The sequence below is a fragment of the Microbulbifer maximicatervae (SeqCode) genome, assembly GCF_056231245.1.
Map to the genome: position 1 here is coordinate 3,808,643 of NZ_CP174334.1, position 21,737 is coordinate 3,830,379.

At 44.2% G+C, this 21,737-nt stretch carries 19 protein-coding genes; 15 read left to right on the plus strand and 4 right to left on the minus strand.

The window, feature by feature from the left end; genetic code table 11:
• The first annotated feature begins 205 nt into the window (after window positions 1-205).
• From ACJJIS_RS16750 to ACJJIS_RS16765, 4 genes are all read left to right on the plus strand, one after another.
• Entirely contained in the window at window positions 206-607 is a 402-nt protein-coding gene (locus tag ACJJIS_RS16750) for an energy transducer TonB (protein ID WP_444935085.1), read from the plus strand.
• Between the two features lie 654 nt (window positions 608-1,261).
• Window positions 1,262-1,585, plus strand: a complete 324-nt coding sequence (locus ACJJIS_RS16755; protein WP_475708606.1) for a hypothetical protein — start codon at window positions 1,262-1,264, stop codon at window positions 1,583-1,585.
• 597 nt (window positions 1,586-2,182) lie between these two features.
• Window positions 2,183-2,665, plus strand: coding sequence for a hypothetical protein (locus tag ACJJIS_RS16760; RefSeq protein ID WP_475708607.1), 483 nt, complete (start codon window positions 2,183-2,185; stop codon window positions 2,663-2,665).
• A 771-nt stretch (window positions 2,666-3,436) separates the two neighbouring features.
• Window positions 3,437-3,943 (plus strand): HEAT repeat domain-containing protein, encoded by a 507-nt coding sequence (locus ACJJIS_RS16765; RefSeq protein WP_475102757.1) that lies wholly within the window; start codon window positions 3,437-3,439, stop codon window positions 3,941-3,943.
• A gap of 590 nt (window positions 3,944-4,533) precedes the next feature.
• On the opposite strand, the gene ACJJIS_RS16770 is transcribed toward ACJJIS_RS16765, so the two are convergent.
• Window positions 4,534-5,661: an ISAs1 family transposase gene (locus ACJJIS_RS16770; protein WP_475708608.1), complete on the minus strand. Its 1,128-nt coding sequence runs from the start codon at window positions 5,659-5,661 to the stop codon at window positions 4,534-4,536.
• Between the two features lie 129 nt (window positions 5,662-5,790).
• Here ACJJIS_RS16770 and ACJJIS_RS16775 point away from each other — a divergent pair, with 129 nt between their 5' ends.
• From ACJJIS_RS16775 to ACJJIS_RS16820, 10 genes are all read left to right on the plus strand, one after another.
• Window positions 5,791-6,435, plus strand: a complete 645-nt coding sequence (locus ACJJIS_RS16775) for an SIMPL domain-containing protein (protein ID WP_475710365.1) — start codon at window positions 5,791-5,793, stop codon at window positions 6,433-6,435.
• 883 nt (window positions 6,436-7,318) lie between these two features.
• Window positions 7,319-7,888 carry a hypothetical protein gene (locus tag ACJJIS_RS16780; RefSeq protein WP_475708609.1) on the plus strand — a complete coding sequence of 190 codons (570 nt, stop codon included), beginning with the start codon at window positions 7,319-7,321 and terminating at the stop codon, window positions 7,886-7,888.
• A gap of 668 nt (window positions 7,889-8,556) precedes the next feature.
• Window positions 8,557-9,039, plus strand: a complete 483-nt coding sequence (locus ACJJIS_RS16785) for a YcxB family protein (RefSeq protein ID WP_475708610.1) — start codon at window positions 8,557-8,559, stop codon at window positions 9,037-9,039.
• Between the two features lie 119 nt (window positions 9,040-9,158).
• Window positions 9,159-9,509: a hypothetical protein gene (locus tag ACJJIS_RS16790; RefSeq protein WP_475708611.1), complete on the plus strand. Its 351-nt coding sequence runs from the start codon at window positions 9,159-9,161 to the stop codon at window positions 9,507-9,509.
• A gap of 837 nt (window positions 9,510-10,346) precedes the next feature.
• Entirely contained in the window at window positions 10,347-10,550 is a 204-nt protein-coding gene (locus ACJJIS_RS16795) for a cold-shock protein (protein WP_444919221.1), read from the plus strand.
• Window positions 10,551-11,146: 596 nt separating this feature from the next.
• Window positions 11,147-11,557, plus strand: coding sequence for a hypothetical protein (locus ACJJIS_RS16800; protein WP_475708612.1), 411 nt, complete (start codon window positions 11,147-11,149; stop codon window positions 11,555-11,557).
• Between the two features lie 60 nt (window positions 11,558-11,617).
• Complete coding sequence (locus ACJJIS_RS16805; RefSeq protein ID WP_445360292.1) at window positions 11,618-11,968, plus strand: hypothetical protein; 351 nt, start codon at window positions 11,618-11,620, stop codon at window positions 11,966-11,968.
• Window positions 11,969-12,756: 788 nt separating this feature from the next.
• Entirely contained in the window at window positions 12,757-14,022 is a 1,266-nt protein-coding gene (locus ACJJIS_RS16810; RefSeq protein WP_475708613.1) for an amidohydrolase family protein, read from the plus strand.
• A gap of 466 nt (window positions 14,023-14,488) precedes the next feature.
• Window positions 14,489-15,115, plus strand: a complete 627-nt coding sequence (locus ACJJIS_RS16815) for a class I SAM-dependent methyltransferase (RefSeq protein ID WP_444895006.1) — start codon at window positions 14,489-14,491, stop codon at window positions 15,113-15,115.
• A 996-nt stretch (window positions 15,116-16,111) separates the two neighbouring features.
• Window positions 16,112-16,345: a DUF5062 family protein gene (locus ACJJIS_RS16820; protein ID WP_413664607.1), complete on the plus strand. Its 234-nt coding sequence runs from the start codon at window positions 16,112-16,114 to the stop codon at window positions 16,343-16,345.
• A 44-nt stretch (window positions 16,346-16,389) separates the two neighbouring features.
• On the opposite strand, the gene ACJJIS_RS16825 is transcribed toward ACJJIS_RS16820, so the two are convergent.
• Complete coding sequence (locus ACJJIS_RS16825) at window positions 16,390-17,139, minus strand: SDR family oxidoreductase (protein ID WP_444895008.1); 750 nt, start codon at window positions 17,137-17,139, stop codon at window positions 16,390-16,392.
• 90 nt (window positions 17,140-17,229) lie between these two features.
• Here ACJJIS_RS16825 and ACJJIS_RS16830 point away from each other — a divergent pair, with 90 nt between their 5' ends.
• On the plus strand, window positions 17,230-17,847 hold the full coding sequence (locus ACJJIS_RS16830) for a LysR family transcriptional regulator (protein WP_475708614.1): 618 nt from the start codon (window positions 17,230-17,232) through the stop codon (window positions 17,845-17,847).
• Window positions 17,848-18,112: 265 nt separating this feature from the next.
• On the opposite strand, the gene ACJJIS_RS16835 is transcribed toward ACJJIS_RS16830, so the two are convergent.
• Window positions 18,113-19,251 (minus strand): IS3 family transposase gene (locus ACJJIS_RS16835; protein WP_475708187.1). Its coding sequence is split into 2 segments (ribosomal slippage): window positions 18,113-19,002 and window positions 19,002-19,251, totalling 1,140 coding nucleotides; the frame shifts between segments, so codons are not numbered across the junction.
• A 928-nt stretch (window positions 19,252-20,179) separates the two neighbouring features.
• The gene (locus tag ACJJIS_RS16840; RefSeq protein WP_475708615.1) at window positions 20,180-21,592 is read right to left on the minus strand and encodes a YdgA family protein; all 1,413 of its coding nucleotides are present in this window, start codon (window positions 21,590-21,592) and stop codon (window positions 20,180-20,182) included.
• Window positions 21,593-21,737: the final 145 nt, after the last annotated feature.

The following is a 21,737-nucleotide window of genomic DNA, read 5'->3' on the forward strand; positions in this document are numbered from 1 at the left end:
CGCTAGTAGTTAGCATTTAATGGAACCCATTAAATGGTGATCCTCCTACATGGGACTTTCACCCCATTAGCTCACGCCCATGCTGGGCGTACCACAATGTTGGGATCGGACACGATACTGCACGCTTTGAATTATGCTTTCATTACATTGCAACGTCATTCAAGTCACTCACCATCGTGTCGCTGAACATAGCGTTAATAAGCATATGAAGATCAGAATTATCACTTCGATACTTATCTTATTTTTTACAGGATGCACCACTATCGAAGTGCTACCTGTGAAAAATCTCCCTTCATTCAAAAATGAAGTGACATTAGGAAGCCCAGTTAATGCCCCCCCGAGAAAATATCCCAAAAGTATGCTTGAAGCAGGTCAAGAAGGATGGGTTATTCTTAAAGTGGATATAGATGAAACTGGTGCACCCAATAACATCAGGGTTGTTGATTACAGTCCCAACAAAGATTTCATTAAAGCGGCAAAATATAATGTAAGTGGGAGTATTTTCGCCCCACACATAGTAAATGGGCAGGCAGTCTACCTAAAAGACTATATTCTGGTTACTAGCTTTAAATTGTCAGAGAAATATCTTAAACCGGATAGCCGGTAGCTTCTAGCTACCGGCCCCCACCACCATCGTACGGGTCCGCAATGGACGATTCCCTATCGATAATGAATCTCTCACCAACGATAGTGTCGAGCAGATCTTCATTAGACTACTATGCCGTCGGCTGACTTCTGCTTAATCACCTCGGCCATTACTGACCGAGCCACTGCTGTGTTCCACCATTTTTTCTATCCCCGTGATGGTGGATAGCGGGTTGGGCCAACTTATGAGTCAGCGGATACACTGACAGCTTCACAGCAGCAAGCTAAACAGATCCCCCAGATAGGAACGTGAACTTTTACTACACAACTGCATCATTGACTCTGCCCGTTAGATCACATGGCTTCGGTATCCTTGGACACCTAGTCTCAAGTCTAAGCCTTATAGGATGTTTCTGTTCGTCAGCTCGTTTGCTAGCGGCTTCCTCCCCAAAAGACCTCGCTGTGTTGTAGTTGCCATTCGCTAATAGTTAGCATTTAATGGAACCCATTAAACGATGATCTTCCTACAGGGGACTTTCACCTCATTAGTTCACGCCCACGCTGGGCGTACTAAACCGCAGCAATCGCTCCCTTTGGTCGCTAGGACAGCCAAAACGCTGCGCTTATTTGTTTACTCTTGTGCGGGGCGTTATGCGTTAAAAAAAGGATCCCCAATATGAATAATTTTATTGGTAAATGGGCGATTATTGAAATGGAACAATGGGATCAAGAATATATTGATCTTGTTGAACCTGGTTATTTCAATTTCGAGAAAGGTGGTCAAGGACAGTTTGTGTTTGGCACAGTAAATGGTTTTATTGACTGCCGTTATGACAACGAAAAACACCCAACTAAAGTGGATTTTTCATGGGAGGGATCATCTGAGCATGACCCGGTTAGCGGAAGGGGATGGTTCAAAATCAAATCAGAAAATTCAATTTATGGTATGCTATTTATTCATAATAGTGACGAATCGTGGGTAAAGGCTACCAAGAAATAACTTGGCATAAATTGAGTAGCCGGTAGTTTCTAGCTACCGGCCCCATACCACCCATCCTGCTGGCCCACCTATTCGCAATAAATTTCTACCCGAGAACGCTGCTGGATTCCACCATTTTTTGATCTATCCCTAAGCTGGTGACTAGCAGGTTAGGCCTACTTATGAGTCAGCGACCACGCTGACAGCTTCACAGTAGTAATCTAAACAGATCTCCCCTATAAGATCATGAACTTTCACTACACAGCTACCTCATTGACTCTACTCGTTAGATCACCTGGCTCGGTGTCCTTGGCCACCTCGCTTCCAGGCTAAGCCTTATAGGATGTTCCCGTTCGTCAGCTCGTAGCTTTGCTAGCGTCTTCCTCCCCACAAGACTTTGCGGTATTGCAGTTGCCATTCGCTAGTAGTTAGCATTTAATAGAACCCATTAAACAGTGATCTTCCTACAGGGGACTTTCACCCCATTAATTCATGCCCATGCTGGGCGTACCAAAGCCAAGCGCGAACGGCAGCAAAGCTGGCTGGACCTACATCCCGCAGCATCGCTGCTTCATTTTGGCCCGTGTTGGTGACGTTAGGCATTTTGAGTATTAAGAGATGTTTGTAGAAAAGTATATAGCTGAAGATTTCTTAGAAAAATATAAATCCATAATGGCGTTTTTGAATAATGGAGAAAATGCGAACGGAGCAAGTGAGTATGCTGAGCTCAGAGAGAAAATATACTCTGATTTCCGCCTTAACAAGAATTCATTTTCTAAACTAGTTGGGAATGAATTTATAGCCTCTATAGAGAAGGCCGTATTTGATAAGTTTGTATATTTGAAAAGGTATCAGAAGGGGTACGTAATGCTAAGTACCTCAAACAATATGTATTACCAAGTCCATGCGCTTACTTCACCATTGGAAGAAATTGTTGAAGACTATATTTTAATTGAAACTGCATTAATACCATATGCCGGAGTATGGGTTTGTGATGGCTTAATTCTCAGGTATGCATCACTTGGGAAGGATATACAGAAATCGGTAAGAGATGGCTATTGGGAAGCTAAACGCGCTGGTAAATTACAAATACATGTCTGAATCGGGCAGCCGGTAGTTTCTAGCAACCGGCCCCCACACCACCCTTCGTGCGAGTCCGCAATGGGCAGCTCCCTATCCGTAATGAACCTCTACCCAACGATAGTGTCGAGCAGGTCTTGAGTTGAGTGTCATCGCAGTGCGCTATCTCAACTTTATCCGAATGGAAACATATCGGCAGGCTAGCCCTGCCTTATAACCCGTGGATTCAAGTCTAGGCCTTCACCATGTCCAAGGTATTCATCTTGGCATTAGGCTACTATGCCGTCGGCTGACTTCTGTTTAATCACCTGGATCATTGCTGACCGGGGCGCTGCTGTGTCCCACCATTTTGTCTCCCCCACGATAGTGGTGGGCCTACTTATGAGTCAGCGGCCACGCTGACAGCTTCATAGCAGCAAGCTAAACAGATCTCCCTAGATAAGAACGTGAACTTTCACTACACAGCTGCACCATTGACTCTACCCGCTAGATCACCCGGCTTCGGTGCCCTTGGCCACCTCGCCTCCAGGCTAAGCCTTATAGAATATTCCTGTTCGTCAGCTCGTAGTTTTGCTAGCTGCTTCCTCCCCACAAAACCTCACGGTATTGCAGTTGCCATTCGCTAGTAGTTAGCATTTAATGGCGCCCATTAAACGGTGATTTTCCTACAGGGGACTTTCACCCCACTAGCGCCCATACCGGGCGTACCAAGGCAAGGCAAGGCACCATCACCAACTACAGGGGCTGGACCTGCATGCTTCAGCCTGTGCTGGCAGTTATTAGGCATTTATTATGAATCAAACAGAGCAGTGGATTTATTGGTTAACACGCGGTAACCAAAAGCAAAAGAAGGAAGCTACGCTTGCTCTCGGCGGTCTAAACACTGATTCTGAAGTAGACGTAGTTGCTCTAACCTCAGCACTAGAAACAGAGAATGAAAAAATACTGTTTTGGGTAATAGGAGCTTTAGGAGCATTATGCTCTAGATCCAATCAAGCGACCGAGAGAATAATTGAGCTTTGTAATCACCCTTACCTGGCGGTTCGTCAATCGGCCGTAATGGCTCTTTCAAAAATATCTCCGTCAGATCCTAGGATAAACAAAATTCTAATTAGCAAGTTAGAGGATGAGAATGAATTTGTAAGGTGTAATGTCCTAAGTTCATTTATCGCTATGGATTTTGTTGGGGATGAAGAAATAGATGCAATTAAAAAGATGCTTACTGATAAAAGCAAGTTTGTGGTTGAGAAGGCGGAAGTAACACTTAGAAACATCAAAATACGTGGAAAATATGTCTGACTCAGGTAGCCGCCAGTTTCTAGCTACCGCCCCCCCATCGTGCAGGTCCGCAATGGATCTCTACCCAACGCTAGAGTCGAGCAGCGCTTTATTTGAGTTGAGTGTCATGGCAGCAAGTTAAACAGATCTCCCCAGATAAGAACGTGAACTTTCACTACACAACTGCATCATTGACTCTACCCGCTTGATCACAGGGCTTCCTGTCCTTGGCCACCTCACCTACAGACTAATTCTTATAAGATGTTTCAGTTCTTCAGCTCGTAGTTTGGCTAGAAGTTTCCTCCCCAAAAGATTTCGCTGTATTGCAGTTGTCATTCACTAGTAGTTAGCATTTAATGGAACCCATTAAACGGTGATCTTCCTACAGAGGACTTTCACCCCATTAGTTCACGCCCATACTGGGCGTACCAGGTCAATTAACTGCGCGCCTTCGGCGCCCGACAGCTTATACTCCGCTTCGCTATGTTTCAGCTGCGGGTGATTGAGGCGTTAAAACTCAAAAAGGAATCGTGCGTGAAATTTATTGTTTTGGCTTTATCACTTACTATGTCACTAGCAGTTACTGCCAGGGCTGTCCCATATAAATCAGTCTAAATGGTGGCTGTAATTATCTTGCCCAAGGTTTCATTATCCCAGCCAGCCTTTTTTCGAAGCCTTTTAATGCTCATGTCTTTTTTAAATCTGGGCTTTGCCGCTTGCAACTGATTGAGTGCCGAATGCCTCAAGATCGCCATGTTTTCTGGTGCATTTCCTGATCTGAAGCGACTATCATCCTCACGAAAAACCACATCTAAAATCCAGTGTAACGAGTTTTCAACACCCCAGTGAGAGCGAATAATATGATTGAGTTCTGCTGAGCACGGCTCTAAACTACTGATATAGTAGCGCGTTTCGCAACTAGTTCGCCCATCTACAGTTCGCTTCGCCTGGACTGCGATAACACTTCTTAGACCGTGCCATTGCTCTTCACCTCCGAGCCAATCAATACTGTTAGTAGAGAGACATTTTCTGGATTCTATTCGGCCTCGGCTCACCTCTTCCACACAATCAGTATCGACATGCTTGTGGTACTGCATATCGAACAAATTATTAAAATGCGTGGTAATTTGCTGGTGCAGTTTGTCCTGATTGCCCTTCACAGCAATCACATAATCGCCGCCTCGTTCGATAATTTTCTGGGTGATCGTTTTCTGGCAGCCCATGGCGTCAAGCGTAATAATCGCACCATTAAGATCAAGAACCTCCAGTAACTTCGGTATGGCCGTAATCTCATTCGACTTTTCTTCTACTTTTTGCTGAGCAAGGACAAGTCGCGCCTCGGACGCAAAAGCACTCACCATATGTATAGGAGATCGTTTACTGGCCTGATCGAAGCTGCGCCTTAGCGTCTTGCCATCGATCGCAATCACGTTACCGAGTTCTTGCTGAATACCTTGGACCCACTGCAGAAAGCAGCGCTTAAATTGTTCGGGGTCTAAGCTTGAAATAACACGGCTAAAAGTGTTTTTTGAGGGTATTCCGCTATTTAGCGGGGTGAATCGTTTTAGGTAATCTATTTTAGATTCTGCGAAATCGACAAAATCTCTACAGCTTTCAGCACCACAAATAACACCGCAAAACATGATAAGTAAAATATCGGGCAGGGCGTGCAGCTTGTGCCGATCAACTCGAGGATCTTCCATGTCGTCAAAGTGATGTAAAAGGCTAACGCTATCCATTTTGTCTGAAAAACACTCTATTTATCAAAAAAGATAGCTATTCTAGGTCTATTTTGTTCGTTTTTACACCGATTTATATGGGACAGCCCTGCAGTTACTGCAAATCCAGTACCTAACTTTCCGTTCGTTATTGTCACGGAGAAACTTGAGCAAAAGGTAAAGCCCGATGTAGCAAAAGTACGCTTTAGTATATTGGCTTATGAACAAACCTCTAATAGAGCTATGGAGCAATTAACAAAATCCTCAGCGCTGATGTTGGAGGCTCTTAAAAAGCATGGAATACTCATTTCAAGTTTAGAGTCAACCCAAATTGACAAAAACACAAAGCGAGCTAGAAAAGACGGAACTTATAATTTGGAAATTTTGGGTTATGAGGTACAGCAAGGATTCAATTTGAGATTAACGAACCTCGATAAATATCCCAGCCTTATGAATGAACTGATCCGGCTAGATGGTATTCAAAATATAGATGCATTCTTTGAGACGTCTAAAGAAGAAGAGTACAAGGAGAAAATGATAACTGAGCTTAGTGCAAAAGCTCGGAAAAAAGCTAATGCTCTTGCCCAAGCCCAATCTAGAAATTTGAAAAGTGTATACGGTATAACTACGGAGGAAAACTTTGGTCAGGCGTACGCTATATTTTCCTTAGAGTACAACCCCCAAGAATATGCATTGGATATGGCCGCAGATTCTTACGGTATGGACTTAGTTATGGCGGTACCGGAATATATTAAAGTGGGCCAAAGAATTACCGCAATATATGAACTTAACTAGCTTAAGTGATAAAAAGTGTAAATCGGGTTGCCGGTAGTTTCTAACTACCGGCCCCCACATCACCCATCGTGCGGGTCCGCAATGGGCGTTTCCCTATTCGCAATGAATCTCTACCCAACGATAGAGCCGAGCAGTTCTTCATTTGAGTTGAGTGTCGTCGCAGCGTGCAACCTCAACTTTGTCCGACTGGAAACCTATCGGCAGGCTAGCCCTGTCTTTTAACTCGTGGATTTAGGTTCAGGTCTTTACCCTGTCCAAGGTATTTGCCTTGGAATTTGGTTACTATGCCATCGGTTGACTTCTGTTTAATCACCTAGATCATTGCTGATCGAGGTGCTGCTGTGTTCCATCACTTTTTTCTTTCCCGCGATGGTGTCTAACGAGTTGGGCCTATTTATAAGTCAGCTACCACGCTGACAGCTTCACAGCAGCAAGCTAAACAAATCCCCCCAGATAAGAACGTGAACTTTCACTACACAGCTGCATCCTTGACTCTACTCGTTAGATCACATGGCTTCGGTGCCCTTCGCCATCTCACCTCCAGGCTAAGCCTTATAGGATGTATCTGTCCGTCAGCTCGTAGCATTACTAGTGGACTCCTTCCCACAAAACCTCACGGTATTGCAGTTGCCATTCGCTAGTAGTTAGCTTTTAATGGAGCCCATTAAAAGGTGATCTCCCTACAGGGGACTCTCACCCCAATAGTCCACGCCCATGCTGGGTACATTTGGTTCGCCGCTATCGCGGTCGGACAGCTTACGCTACGCTTCACCCGCTGCAAATACGAACGTTAAATGATATGAGTGAGTCGACTTACAATGAATTCTTAGAGTTCCTATTCAACAGGAATGAATCTCTTGGTGAGTGGAGATGGGATATTGATTTGGATGAACCTGACATCTCCGGAGAGTCATTGGTTTCTTATATTATTCGCATGTTTGATAATTATGACAGTGATTTAGCACAGTACAGCGACTGGCAATTAGCGTTAGGATTAGAGTACATTTTTAACAATACCTTCTCCGATCTATCTTTCTATTTAAGAGATGGTCCATCTTCTTTAGAAAAGCGACTACAAGCTATACACTCGTTAAAGCACTTGTATTCAAAGTGTTTAAATTTTCGGTGCCGAGATTCTCTCGGACACCTTTCTGAGGTAGGAAATCCACTCAATAATTTTTGCTATATTCTTTGGGATACAACCCCCCTTAGCTATTGTGAGGAACTTCCTGATTCAGATGCTCTATATTCAGCTGTTGCTGAGGTCATGGAATATGCTTTATCGCTAGATAACCTTGCATGTATCGAAAGTGGTCTTCATGGATTGGGTCATCTAGAGCTTTACTACAAAGATGCCCCCAAAATAGTGAAAAAATTTATAAAGGATGCAAGAGTTAAAAATAGTAGACTGCTCGAATATGCAATAAATGCGGAAAGTGGTTGTATTCAGTAAAACATTTAAATCCGGGGGCCGGTAGTATCTAACTACCGGCCCCCACATCACACTCCATACGAGTCCGTAATGGGCGGTTCCCTATCCGTAATAAATCTCTATCCAACGATAGTGTCGAGCAGTTCTTCATTTGAGCTGAGTGTCATGGCAGTATGCTACTTCTGAGTCAGCGGCCACCCTGACAGCTTCACAGTAGCATGCTAAACAGATCTCCCCAGATAAGAACGAGAACTTTCACTACACAACTGCACCATTGACTCTATCCGGATGATCACCCGACTTCGATGCCCTTGACCACCTCGCCTCTAGGCCAAATCATATAAGACATATCTGTTCGTCTTTGCTAGCGGCCTCCTCCTCACAAGACCTCGCGGTATTGCAGTTGCCATTCACTACTACTTAGCATTTAATGGCGCCCATTAAATGGTGATCTTCCTACGCGGGACTTTCACTCCATTAGTCCACGCCCATGCTGGGTGTGCCAAATTTAAGAAAGCGGACAAATTACTAGGCCTTCGATTCCGTAATTTGCCGTTGCTAAAGGTGTTATGTGGGGCTAAGTCGAGAGCTTATTGATAGATGTGGCGTAATTGACATTAGCTTAAAGAATCACCCTGGCACTCACTGTAGCGCTACGACAAATTTACCAGACACAATAAGTTGTTTTTATGCAGCCTTTTAATACTCAATTTACCTTATCTAGAGATTACCTTGCCGAATGCTATGATCAGTCTCTACACTATGGGAAAAATGTCAAGCCCAATTATCTTTTTCCTACATTATTATTATCTTCTGGTGTGGGATTACTGTTATTTACTGAGCAACCTAAGATCGCAAGTTGTACGTTAATTGCATTAGGTGTGCTGGAACTGATTCACATTCGATATCGACGAGCTTGGTGGTTAGCACGACAGATGCTTGGGAAAAGTGCCGGTAGTGAAGTGAAATTAACCATAGATAAGGATGGAATCCAGACACAGAATCCTTATACGATAACAGCTCTGTCGTGGGCAGATATCGAGCGTATTATTGAAACCGATTTAGGGCTTATGTTGGTGGCTAAATCTGGGGGGCAGCAGTACTTATCTAAATCGTTATTACCTGCTGAATTAATTAATGAGATAGTTACCAAGATTAAGGGTAAACATTGATTTCAATAAAAATTGAAATTGTGCCTACAATGCAGATAATACAATACATAAAAAGTTTCCCAAACGCGACGACCCTACGGGGCCGCCGCTTGGCAAGGCGTTAAGTTTCCAAAGAAGTTATGAGTCAGAGTATTGAAATCATAGATCTAGGTTTTTCTGTTGCAGACGCCGAAGATATCACCTTCAAGTTTGATGGTACTGACCTCCTATTGGAATTTAATGATTGGCAAAAAAACCACATCACTATCAAGTGCGAGAATACGCTAGGGTTTAAATTTCAAAATGCAGAATACGAGATTTCTGAGTCTGAGCGCTTTGATTCTTGTCACACCGTACATGATTCTGAGTGGGTAAAAGAACATCTTAAGCTGGGTGAAGCCTGGGAAGGTGAAAATTGGATTCACTATAAATTAAACTTTAATGCAGCTGGTGTGGTCGAGGTTCTATGTTCAAAACTAGCCAAAACTTAAATCGGATAGCCGGTAGCTTCTAGCTACCGGCCCCACACCACCAATCGTGCGAGCCTGTAAAGGGCGACTCCCTATCCGTACGAGCCAACGATGGTCTCGATCAGCTCTTCATTTCAGTTGAGTATCATTGAAGTGCGCTACCTCAACTTTATTCGACTGGAAACATGTCGGTAGGTTAGCTCTGCCATTTAACTCATGGATTTAGATTTAAGCCTTCACCCTGCCCAAGGTATTAATCCTGGCATTAGGTTACTATGCCGTCGGCTGACTTCTTTTTAATCACCTCGACCATTAGTGACCGAGGCGTCGCCATGTCCCACCACTTTTTTCTATCCCCACGACGGTGGTTAGCGGCTTAGGCCTACTTATGACTCAGCAGCTATACTGACAGCTTCACAGCAGCCAGCTAAACAGATCTCCCCAGATAAGAACTTAAGCTTTCACTACACAACTGCATCATTGACTCTACCCGTTAGATCACCCAGCTTCGGCATCCTTATCCACCTCGCCTACGGACTAAGCCTTATAAGATGTTTCTGTTCGTCAGCTCGTAGTTTTACTAGCGGCTTCCTCCCCACAAGGCCTCGCGGTATTGTAGTTGCCATTCAATAGCAGTTAGCATCTAATGGGCACCGTTAGTTCCCACCCATACGGGGAGCACCAAGCAGCAGCACGTAAGCCCAGCAAAAAAATGGGCAGGACGGCCTACACGCCGCTTCGCTCTGTTTCGGCCTCCCATGTGCTGGGCGTATGTGTAAATATGGTTAAGAAACCTTTTTTGTGATGGTGATAACGAAAATAGGTAATAGCAATCACCCAAGAAGAGTCATATTTAGTATGAGTACAGGTACAGTAAAGTGGTTCAATGGTGACAAAGGTTTTGGTTTTATTACTCCAGATGATGGAAGCAAAGATCTATTTGTTCACCATTCTGAAATTCAAATGAGTGGTTTCAAATCTCTGGATGAAGGGCAAAAAGTAGAATATGTTGTGGGGCAAGGGCAAAAAGGACCGTGCGCCAACAATGTAAAGTTGCTGTAAGATAGTTAACAGCATAAATCGGGTAGCCGGTAGTTTCTAGCTACCGGTCCCCACGCCACCCATCGTGCAGGTCCTCAATGGGTGGCTCCCTATTCATAATGAATCTCTACCCAACGATAGTGTCTAGCAGCTCTTCATTTGAGCTAAGTATCATGGCAATGCGCTACTTCTGAGTCACCGGCCACGCTGACAACTTCATAGCGGCAAGTTGAACAGATCTTCCCAGATAGGAACGCGGACTTTCGTTACACAACTGCATCATTGATTCTACCCGTTAGATCACCCAGTTTCGGCTCCTTGTCTACCTCACCTCCAGACTAAGCCTTACAGGAGGTTGTTAGACAGCTCGTAGTTTTTCCTCCCCACAAGACCTCGCAGTATTGCAGTTGCCAATCGCTGGTAGTTAGCATTTAATGGCGCCCATTAAACGGTGACCTTCCTACAGAGGACTTTCACCCCATTAGTTCACGCCTACGCTGGGTGCACTAAGTCAGTTAACTTCGCACTTTAAGCGGCCAACAGCTTACAATCCGCTTCGCTACGTTTCAGCTGTGGGTTATTGACGCACTATGGTTAAGTTGGTAATCGAGTAAGAGATGACAATAGAAAAATATCAAGAAGAAAAAGAGATATTACGAAACTTGAATAAACGAGAAAGCCTGTGGGGCATGTTGATAGCCACACTGATTGGAATTTTTCCAACATTAGCAGTCTTTTATGCTGCGCCGGAGTTATTTGTTTCTGTTTTAGGATGGGTTATTCCAGGAGTAGTCCTCGGAGGTTTTGTTAAGCTGGCAATTAGCGCCCATAGTATTAAGCTTAGGCTTATTCCTGCTGGATTAATATTTCTACTTGGACCGTTGTTGCTACTGGTAACAGGAAATCCATTTACTTTTTTCATCGGTCTAATGAACATGTTTATAGTTATAACAATTACAAGGCCAAGATTATCAAAACATCAGGAGCGGGCACTCTGGCTTCAACGACAGGGTAAGCTCCAGCCATAACATGCAGCTGCAATCTAACCCCCGAAAGTGCAACAGGGCGCAAATTCTAAGGAGAAAAAAATGAGATGCATTTTAATAGCATTGTCACTGGTATTTTTTCTAGCTGGTTGCGCAGCTTCTATCCCAAAGGAAGATCTAGAGAAATCAGCATTTATTAGGGCAGGCTCAACCAATATTTGGTCAATAACAAGCGGCGGCTCAACGGTTTCTTTGACTGCCATTGATGGCCTACCTGCAAATACAAAAAATGGCCCTGTAGCAGTCAGCCCAGGCAAACATACAATTACTATGTCGTGCGCTGGCAATGAAAATGATTTTGAGCTAACCGTCAAAGCAGGTGAAATATACGAGTATACCTATGGTGTTGGTGGGCCAAAGGGGTGTTTTGGTGGGCTCATCAAGGTTAATTGATCTAAATCCGGTAGCTTCTAGTTACCGGCCCCCACACCACCCATCGTTCGGGTCCGCAATGGGCGGCTCCCTATCTGTACGGGCGAACGATAGTCTCAAACAGCTCTTCAATTGAGTTGAGTATCATGGCAGTGCGGTACCTCAACTTTATCCAACTGAAAACGTATCGGTAGGCTAGCCCTGTCTTTTAGAGCGAGGATTTAGGATTGAGGCTTTGACCGTATCCAAGGTATTAATCTAGGCACTTAGCTACTATGCCGTCGGCTGACCTCTGTTTAATCACTTTGGCCATTACTGACCGAGGCTCTGCTGTGTTCGCCACTTATTCTCTATTCCCGTGATGTCAGCTAACGGGTTGGGCAGACAGCTTCGCAGCAGCAAGTGAAACAGATCCCCCCAGATAGGAGCGTGATCTTTCACTCCACAACTGCATCATTAATTCTACCTGTTAGATCACCCGGCTTCGGTATCCTTGGCCACCTCGCCTCCAAGCTAAGCCTTTTAGGATGTTTCTATTTGTCAGCTGGTAGTTTTGCTAGTGACCTCTTCCCCATAAGACCTCGCGGTGTTGCAGTTGCCATTCGCTAGTAGTTAGCATTTAATGGAACCCACTAAATGGTGATCCTCCTACATGGGACTTTCACCCCACTTAATCCACGCTCATGCTGGGCGTACCAGGTGGCTGCACGGGATAAATTTTAGCTGTCACTTTTTAAGCGAAATTACACACAAATCGCTATCAAAATTTGCTCGGTGGTCGGGCGTTATAATTATAAGGGAGATTCTCATTGATAAAATTTCTAAAATATTTTGCCAGCTTTGTTGTCCTTGGTGGGATCGCATTTATAGTCGCCTACAACCATAATCTATATGTTTGGGAGCAACCAAGTAGAAGCATGTGGATTAGCAATGGTAGCTTATTTGATGGTACTGGTACGTTGCCCATTGAGAACCCTGGAATCCTTGTAGAAGATGGAAAAATTTCCTGTCTGGGGAATACTTGTGAAGTACCAATAGATGCTATTCAAGTTGATGCAACAGGTAAATCAATTGTACCTGGACTCATAGAGCTTCACGGTCATTTTTTCAGTGGTAAAGCTGATTCTAGCGAGAGCAGCTTACCTGCAATGATTTGGAATTCGATCCGATTGCAACCAGATGTTAGACGGAAGCTGATCGAATCAGGTATTACAAGTTATCGTTCCGTCGGCGATCCCAGCTCGGGAATTTATAAGCTAAAAAAATCACTTGATGACCAGGAGGTTGCTGGGCCACATATGTTTATTGCGGGGCCTATATTTACTGCTCCTGGTGGACATCCGGTTCAAAGAATACCAAATCGGATGATCGAGCAAATGGTCGTGCAATCCGATGATCCAAAATATGTAAAGGAGAAAATCGCTGCTCTGGTTGAGCAAGGCATTGACGGTATTAAAGCCGTCTATCAGGGCCATACAAATGAACAAGGCGAAATCACGTTACCACGCATCTCAAAGGAAACCTTGCAGGCTATTACAACAGAAGCTCGCAAGCATGGGCTTTGGGTTGCGGTACACACAGGCTCTCCACAAGAAACTAATGAAGCTATTAAAGCTGGAATAACTACCATTGAGCATGGTGTGCGACATGGCAATCTCATTAGCCTAGAAACAATGCAATTAATTGTCGAGCACAATATAGTTTATGTGCCAACTTTAGGCCGAGAACCCAAGGGACACTTGAATATACCGGCCCTACACGAGGCTGGAGTTCAATTTGGAGTTGGCACTGATACACAAGGCAAAATGATTGTTGGTGACAGCTACCACAATGAATTGTCACGCATGGTTGATGCTGGACTACCTGATGCGAAAGCGCTTATAGCCGCCACTAGAAATGGTGCCGAAGCTTTAGGGTTAATTGATCAACTGGGGACTATTGAAGTTGGTAAATCTGCTGATCTACTACTTGTCGATGGTCAGCCTTGGAGTGATATTCGTGACCTTAAAAATATCAAGATGGTCGTTCTATCAGGACGAATTGCGTTGGATAAACGTGAACTGACATCGATTTAAATACCCTGATCCCCCGTTAACGATTTATAAATCGGGTAACCGGTAGTTTTTATCTACCGGTCTCCACACCACCCATCGTGCGGGCCCCAATGGGCAGCTCGCTATCGGTAATGAGTATCTACCCAGCGATCACGCAACGATATCATTTACTCTACCCGTTAGATCATATGGCTTCGGTATCCCTGTCCACCTCGCCTCCAAGCTAAGCCTTCTAGGATATTTCGGTCCGTCAGCTCGTAGTCTTACCAGCGGTTCTTCCCCACGATACCTTACGGTATTGCAGTTGCCATTCGCTAGTAGTTAGCATTTAATGGATCCCATTCAGCAGTGATATTCCTACAGGGGATTGGTCCACGCCCATACTGGGAATACCAAGGCCAAGTAGCATCCCCCCTTCGGGAGCTGGACCTCGCTACGCTCGGCCGCTGTTGGCGACGTTAGATTTTCTGCTTATCGGAGATAGGGAATGTCAACGAGAGAAATCTCCAAATATTATGACTCAACAGAACACAGTGATACTCGAGAAGATTTAATTTTTGCTCTTAGCGAAGTAAAAGGAAGAAAGGTTGCTATTGATTGTGGCTGTGGAGCAGGATCAGATATCGCTTATTTGCGCGGTAAAGATTTCACAGTTCATGCCTTTGATATCGAAAATGAATCTATATCTAGATGTCGTAAACGATTCAAAGATGATGAGCAGGTTATTCTATCAAAGGATAGTTTTAATACTTTTAACTATCCTGAGTCCTCGCTGGTAGTTGCTGATGCCAGTCTTTTCTTTTGTCCTGAAAAAGATTTTGAGTCAGTTTGGTTGAAAATAACTGACTCTTTGACAGAGGGTGGAATCTTTTGTGGTTCATTCCTAGGGCCGAAAGACACAATGGCTGGGCCTGAGTATGATAAGGAAGCATTTTGGAGTGATACTCTAGTTATGAATGAATCGAAGATAAGAAAATACCTCAGTAACTTTGAGCTATTAAAGTGGACTGAACATGACCTTTCAGGAGAAACTACAGATGGTACACCGCATCATTGGCATATATTCTCCATCGTAGCGAAAAAAAACCTAAATCGGGTAGCCGGTAGTTTCTAGCCCCCCCATGCCACCCATCGTGCGGCTCCGCAATTGGCGGTTCCCTATCCGTAATGAATCTCCGTTTTACTAGCGGCTTCCTCTCCATAAGATCTCACAGTGCTGCAGTTGCCATTCGCTAGTAGTTAGCATTTAATGGAATCCATTGAACGGTAATCTTCCTACAGTGGGCTATAACTCCATTAGTCCATGCCCATGCTAGGTGTTGCTGGACTCAGCATTGTGTGCTTCCTCGTCGCGCCAAGTGTTAAACACACGCAAGATTAGGAGTCCTCTCCGTTTTATCGCGGCTGCTGAACCCGATAATTGATAGAGGAAAGAATAATGGATGATTTAAGAAACAGGGCTGCGAGAAGATCCAAGACCAAAGCTAAGCCCCATAAGAATAGTGCTAGAATTGAAAAGCCGAGGATTTCGGAGAAAAACTGGAAGTTGATGTATACATGCTCTGAAAAGCTTCGTAGAGCTAAGCAATTAGGGATCGAGTACCCCAAGCGAACTATGCTTCAAATCCTAAATACTGAGCTTCCTGAGAAAGATTAAGATATGCGAAATCTCTTATTCATATGTAGCCGGAATCAGTGGCGTAGTCCTACAGCTGAAGCCATTTGGAGAAAACACCCTGATTTCAACGCTAAATCTGCGGGTACCAGCCCGCGAGCTAAAAAAACAGTCAGCTCAGCGGATGTTCGCTGGGCTGACGTGATATTCATCATGGAACAAAAGCATAAAAATAGGCTAATAGCAGAATTCTCTAGAATCCTGGATCATAAGCCAGTTCATGTCTTAGATATCCCAGATGAATACAAGTACATGGACTCAGAGTTAGTTCAAGAATTAGAATCGGTTGTTGGGGCATACTTGGAGAGTTAGTGCCGAGGTTCAGTCCTTAACAAATTTAGGTAAGCTGAAAAATTACTAGACCTGCGGTTCCGCAGTTTCCCTCTGCTAAAAACGGTAGGTGCGTAATATCGACAACCTCGTTGAGACATAATAATGAAGAAACTCAAAAACGAAAAAGAGTTAGTGAAAAAGGCTATAGCACTCGGTACTGCATATGGCACCAAGCGAGGAGTTGTCGAGTTCGAAGCTACCGATTCAGCTCACGAGAAACTCGAATATATTTACCGTCTTTTAGTTCACGATAAAGTAATTCAACCGCTTCCAGAAGACAAGATATCACAGAAGGCAATCATGCATAGGTTGGCAATTTGGGCTTCAAAGTACTGAGCGCTCTAATAGGATTTTCAACTAAATCAAGTAGTCGCTAGTGTCTAGCGAACCGCCCGATTCATACCGCCATCAGACAAGATACTTTGCCCATTGATGTATCGGGCTTCATGTGAAGCAAGAAAGACACAGGTCTGCCCGATTTCTTCGAACGTGGCAGTGCGCTGTGCGGGTATGGATCTGCGGGCAAACTCCGACAGGTTTACGTTTTCACAGAAGCCCGGCATTAAATTATTCATGCGAATATTGTATCTTGCATAACGATCACCATAGAGCTTGGCAAAACTATGTAAAGCGCCACGCAGCATGCTCATCGGATAAGGCGCTCTCGGCTCAACCGTATTCATTGAAGAAATATTGACGAATGCCCCTCCCCCCTGCTCGATATAAATCGGCGTGACGATACGGGCAAGCTTGACGACATTGAGCACGTACATATCGAGGCTCTCATGCCAGAGATCATCACTTAGCTCGAGCAGGGGGCCGTTGAAATCAGGATCGAACCCTACTGTTTTAATTTCTTCCGGCACCCCGCCACCATGGCCCATATTGCTAACGACGGCGTCGATACGGCCATAGGTTTGCATCGTGTCGTCGACCATTGCTTGCAGATCTGCGGTTTCGAGAACCGAACCCTGCCGCCCTATACCACCTAATTCCTTGGCCAGTTCAACACTGCGGTTGGAGGGGGACATCAACGAGACTTTGTAACCCGCCTTAGCCATTTCGCGGGCGCAGCCGGCACCAATTCCCTGACCAGTTCCAGTCATAATAGCAACTCTTGTTTCGGACATTACGCTATCCTCTAGTGCAAATAATTCATGGGTGGAGATCAATATACGATCTTTAAAATTGGTAGCAAAAGGATATAATTACATGTACTTATGAGTTTAATTCATACCAAAACACGATCTTTACCATCTTTGGCCGGCTTGCGTGGGTTTGAGGCTGCGGCAAGGCATATGAGTTTTACCGATGCTGCGAAGGAGTTGAGCGTTACGCAAACGGCGATCAGTCACCAAGTGAGAAATTTGGAGTCGAGACTGGGTGTAAAATTGTTCCATCGTGCGGGAAAGTCGATTTCATTGACCGATGCTGGGAAAAAGCTGTTATCCGAAGCCAGTGCATGTTTTGATCGACTCGAAAATACGCTCCACCTCATCAAAGCCGAGAGTCAATCTCCGGTGGTAACCGTGAGCGTAACCCCCAGTTTTGCCAGCAAATGGTTAATACAGCGGTTAGGTAACTTCTGGAGAGCCTACCCTGATATACAGTTGAATGTTCACCATACCCTGGCTCTCGCCAATTTCACTAACGATGGCGTCGATATTTCCATTCGAGCTGGTGATGGAAACTGGCAAGGCTCAGTGACCAGGCTTTCGTTGCCGCTCGATTTAAGCCCGATTTGCCACCCTTCGCTGCTTAACGGCAAAAATCCTTTGAAAGAGCCTTCCGACCTCAAGCATCAAACCTTACTGCATGAAGATAATTTTGACGATTGAGCATCGTGGCTCAAAGCAGCCGGGGTCGACGATGTCGATCCGCGATCAGGTAGCGTCATGAATGATAGTAACTCTCTCGCAATTGCAGTCGAAAACTGCCAAGGCGTTGCGCTGGGCCGAATATCGCTAATCGAGGATGACTTAAAATCTGGAAGAATCGTAAAACCATTCGATGTAAGTATTGATTCCAACTTCTCTTATTATCTTGTCTGCCCATACGAAAAACTTGATACTCTGTTGTGGTCAACTCCAACCGGACACTTCTTTAAGCACATTTCTCAAATTCGATAGGGGCTAGGTCTCCCAGTGTTGTATGTATTCTGCGTGAGTTGTAATAAGCAATATAGGCTCTTACATCTGCTACCGCATCCTCCCTTGTCGGATAAAGGTTTCCCGTTACCCACTCCCGCTTCAGGCTGCTGAAGAAACGTTCAGTCGGTGCGTTGTCCCAACAATTTCCCTTACGGCTCATTGAACACACCATCCCATGCTGACTCAATAACGTTTGGTAGGTATGGCTGGCATACTGACTGCCACGATCAGAGTGATGCAGGAGACCTTTTGGGGGCGAACGCAAATTGACAGCCATCATCAACGCACGAGTTACCAGGGCCGTTTCCATCTTGCGATCTAGATGCCAACCAATAATCCGGCGCGAATAGAGATCAATCACTACCGCCAAGTACAACCAGCCCTGCGAAGTCCAAATATATGTAATATCAGTCGTCCAAACTTGATTTTTAGCGCTCGGTGAGAACTCCCTATTCAGAAGGTTCTCTGCGACCGGCAGGTGATGTTTACTGTCTGTCGTCAGTGTAAATCGCTTCTTACGCTTTACTGCCAAGCCTAGCTTTTTCATGAGCTTGCGGACTCGATAGCGCCCGACTTCAAAGCCTTCTTTACGTAACAGCTTCATTAACCGACGACTTCCCAGGCTCTGTCTAGATTCTGCAAATAGGGCCTTCAAACGATGGCATAGTTGCCATGTTTGAGCATCTATTGAGCTATTACCACGGCAACACCAATCGTAATAACCAGTTTTACTTACTTGCATTACCCGGCAGAGCACCCTAACAGGAAAGCTGCCTTGCTGTTTTTCAATAAAGCTGTACTTTATTTCATTTCTTTCGCAAAGAAGGCGCTGGCCTTTTTTAGGATTTCTTTCTCCATCCGCAACTGCTTATTTTCACGTCGTAATCGCTCTAATTCTGCGCGCTCACCTACATCCAACCTCACACCGTCTTCTTCCTGCTTCAGTTCCTTTATCCAGCGTCGCAGGTTATTGGCTGTTGTTCCTACAACCTCTGCTGCTTTAGAAATTGAATACCCTTGCTCAGAGACTAGCGCTACGGCGTCTTTCTTAAATTCCGGCTTGAAATGCCGACGTGTACCTTTTGTTGTCATACTTCACCTCGCTTGGTAGTTTTACCATCTTAGCGAAGTGTCCGGAAGGATTAGACCACTACACTCCTGGAGTACAGGCATTTCGTAACTTTATACTCAGCGAGGTAAATCAAGCTGTTCAATGCAAGTCAGGAGAGAGATAAGGCATCGCTTAACAATAATCAATTAGCTGGACACGGCGAAGCTTTACAGATAACCCCAAGCGTTAATAGCCTTATGGAATTAATCCATCTACAAGTAAAATATTTTCAGGAAATATTGATCCAGCGGTCTCGTAGCTAATTGATGTAAGGAGTTCTGGAAATAATAATGTTTAAAATCCGCAAAAGCAAAAAGTCATAGTCACGTAACTTGATTAGGCACCAGACTCAGCACTACATGTTTTGCTAGGTGCTAACAATGCTAAATACACACATTATATACACAAGTGTAAAATGCCGAACGGAGAACACATGAATAAAGTAAGGGATACATGTGATATTGAAGATAAAAAATTTAGCAAATCAGAAATCAAAAAACTGAAAATAGAGTTCTAACAATACCCCACCCTAAAGATATCCACAAAGCGATCTTTCGCAATCTAAATATATTGATAATTACTTACCAAAAAAAATACTAAAATTAAAAATAGAGCACCACAAGCTATAACACTTATTATTACTTAGCTTTGATTTAATAACTACATCATCAGTATTTAGAGAGTCACATATGAGCTCATGATAACCACGGGGCAGCAATGTTTAGATGAGATATTATTGCGATTATACCGTCTACAACACTAACCTATGTCCAACCTTATTGGCAACCCAGGACAACACTGTTAAAACAGGAAAACAAATGAATCATCAGCCTTGGAAGAGTAACAAGAGAAGGGGAAGTATGAAGTGGCTTAAAATAAGCCACTTCTATCACAAACAGCTAATATCTGCTAAAGCGGTAGCGGCATAGGTTTTTCATTCACCTTAAGCTCGCTGTCTTTCAGGCTGACATTTGAGATGTAGCCGTCATTGGTAGACACTAACAAACCTTGCTGTTCAAGAGACGCTAATATCGTCGGCACTTGTTGAGCAGCGATTTGCTCCAGTTGCTCTTCACTCATACCTTGAGTTTGAGGGTTATTTTTCAATTGGGCTTTCATCACTTGTACGGCAATAAATTCAATCACAGCTTTATCGCCACTTAGCTCTCCGTCAACTAAGGTGTGTGACAGCCAAAAAGCCGGATCTAGCGGTTGCTCCGGTAACGCACTGATGCCAACTAAGCTAGTATGAAGGTTACTGTTAAAGCTGCCTTGTGGGAAAGTGCCACGTAAGCTGGTAATGTTCAGTTGAGGCTCGCCAGCCACTAAAGATAGCAAGTTTTCGCTCATAAACTCCATTGTCTTAGCGGTTGCTTCTTCCGTAGGTAGTTTATTGAGTGAGACGGCAAAGTCCTGATAAGACTTCAAAAATTCCTGACTGATATTGGTGACCTCAAGCTCAAGGGCCAGGTCTTCACCATGGAATTCAGCTATATCAACCTTTTTAGTTCCATAGGCAACTTGCATATTCCCCAGCTGATTTTCTGGGTTAAGTTCAGTACTGGCTTTTATATATAGATCAGCAATGTCAACATTTTCTTCCTGCTCTTTATCATTTATTAACTTGATGACGCCAAGGTTAATTGTTGTATCAGAATCATAAAAAGCACTCTCAAAAATTGCTTCAAGGGAGGAAGGCATGGTCATATCCATAGTCAACCTTTCAACCTTAAAATCCCTTAGCTCGGAAGTAACGGTAAGGCTATCGGCACTCCCCTGATAAGCTAGTTGCTCATCCTGATATTGCCCTTTCCCTTGAAAACCGCTAAAGGTTAACTGAGCTTTTTGATTCTCAACATCAGTAGTAAATGGCGTAATGCTATCGTTATAGTAATAACCACCTAAGGCATTCATATTGCCATGGATCTGGTAAAAAGGAGCTTCCTCAGCCCAAACCAAATGTTCACGCAATTGATCACCGGCAACTTCTAGCGTCCAGCCAAGCCAACCAAAACCAGCATGCTCGCCGAAACGGAAGGGGCCGTGGGAAGCACTAAAGTCTACTTCTACAGAAAAAGGATCAATTTCAGGGGCACCTGATACATCCGAGAAAGCACTGACATCCAAGCTCACCAAAAAGGTTGTCTGGGTTGAAAACCAGGATGAATCCATGCTTTTTACTTCAACCGTGTATGCCGAATTTTCATTCGCGGCAGTGACTATTTCATCAATGGATGACTCAAGTTGAATGCCAACAATTTTCGGCGCAACAACACCTGTAAGCACTGCTGCTGGAAGCAATACTGTTAATACTTTTTTCATTGAGATAAATCCAATTTACAAATGGGATGGAAGACAGGTCTATTATCGACAGAGTTATTTCCAGCATTATCTCATATTTACAGACGACTGTAAGTCAAAATATATACTTTTCTAGTAAAGACTTCAGGCGCAATAGATATCAATT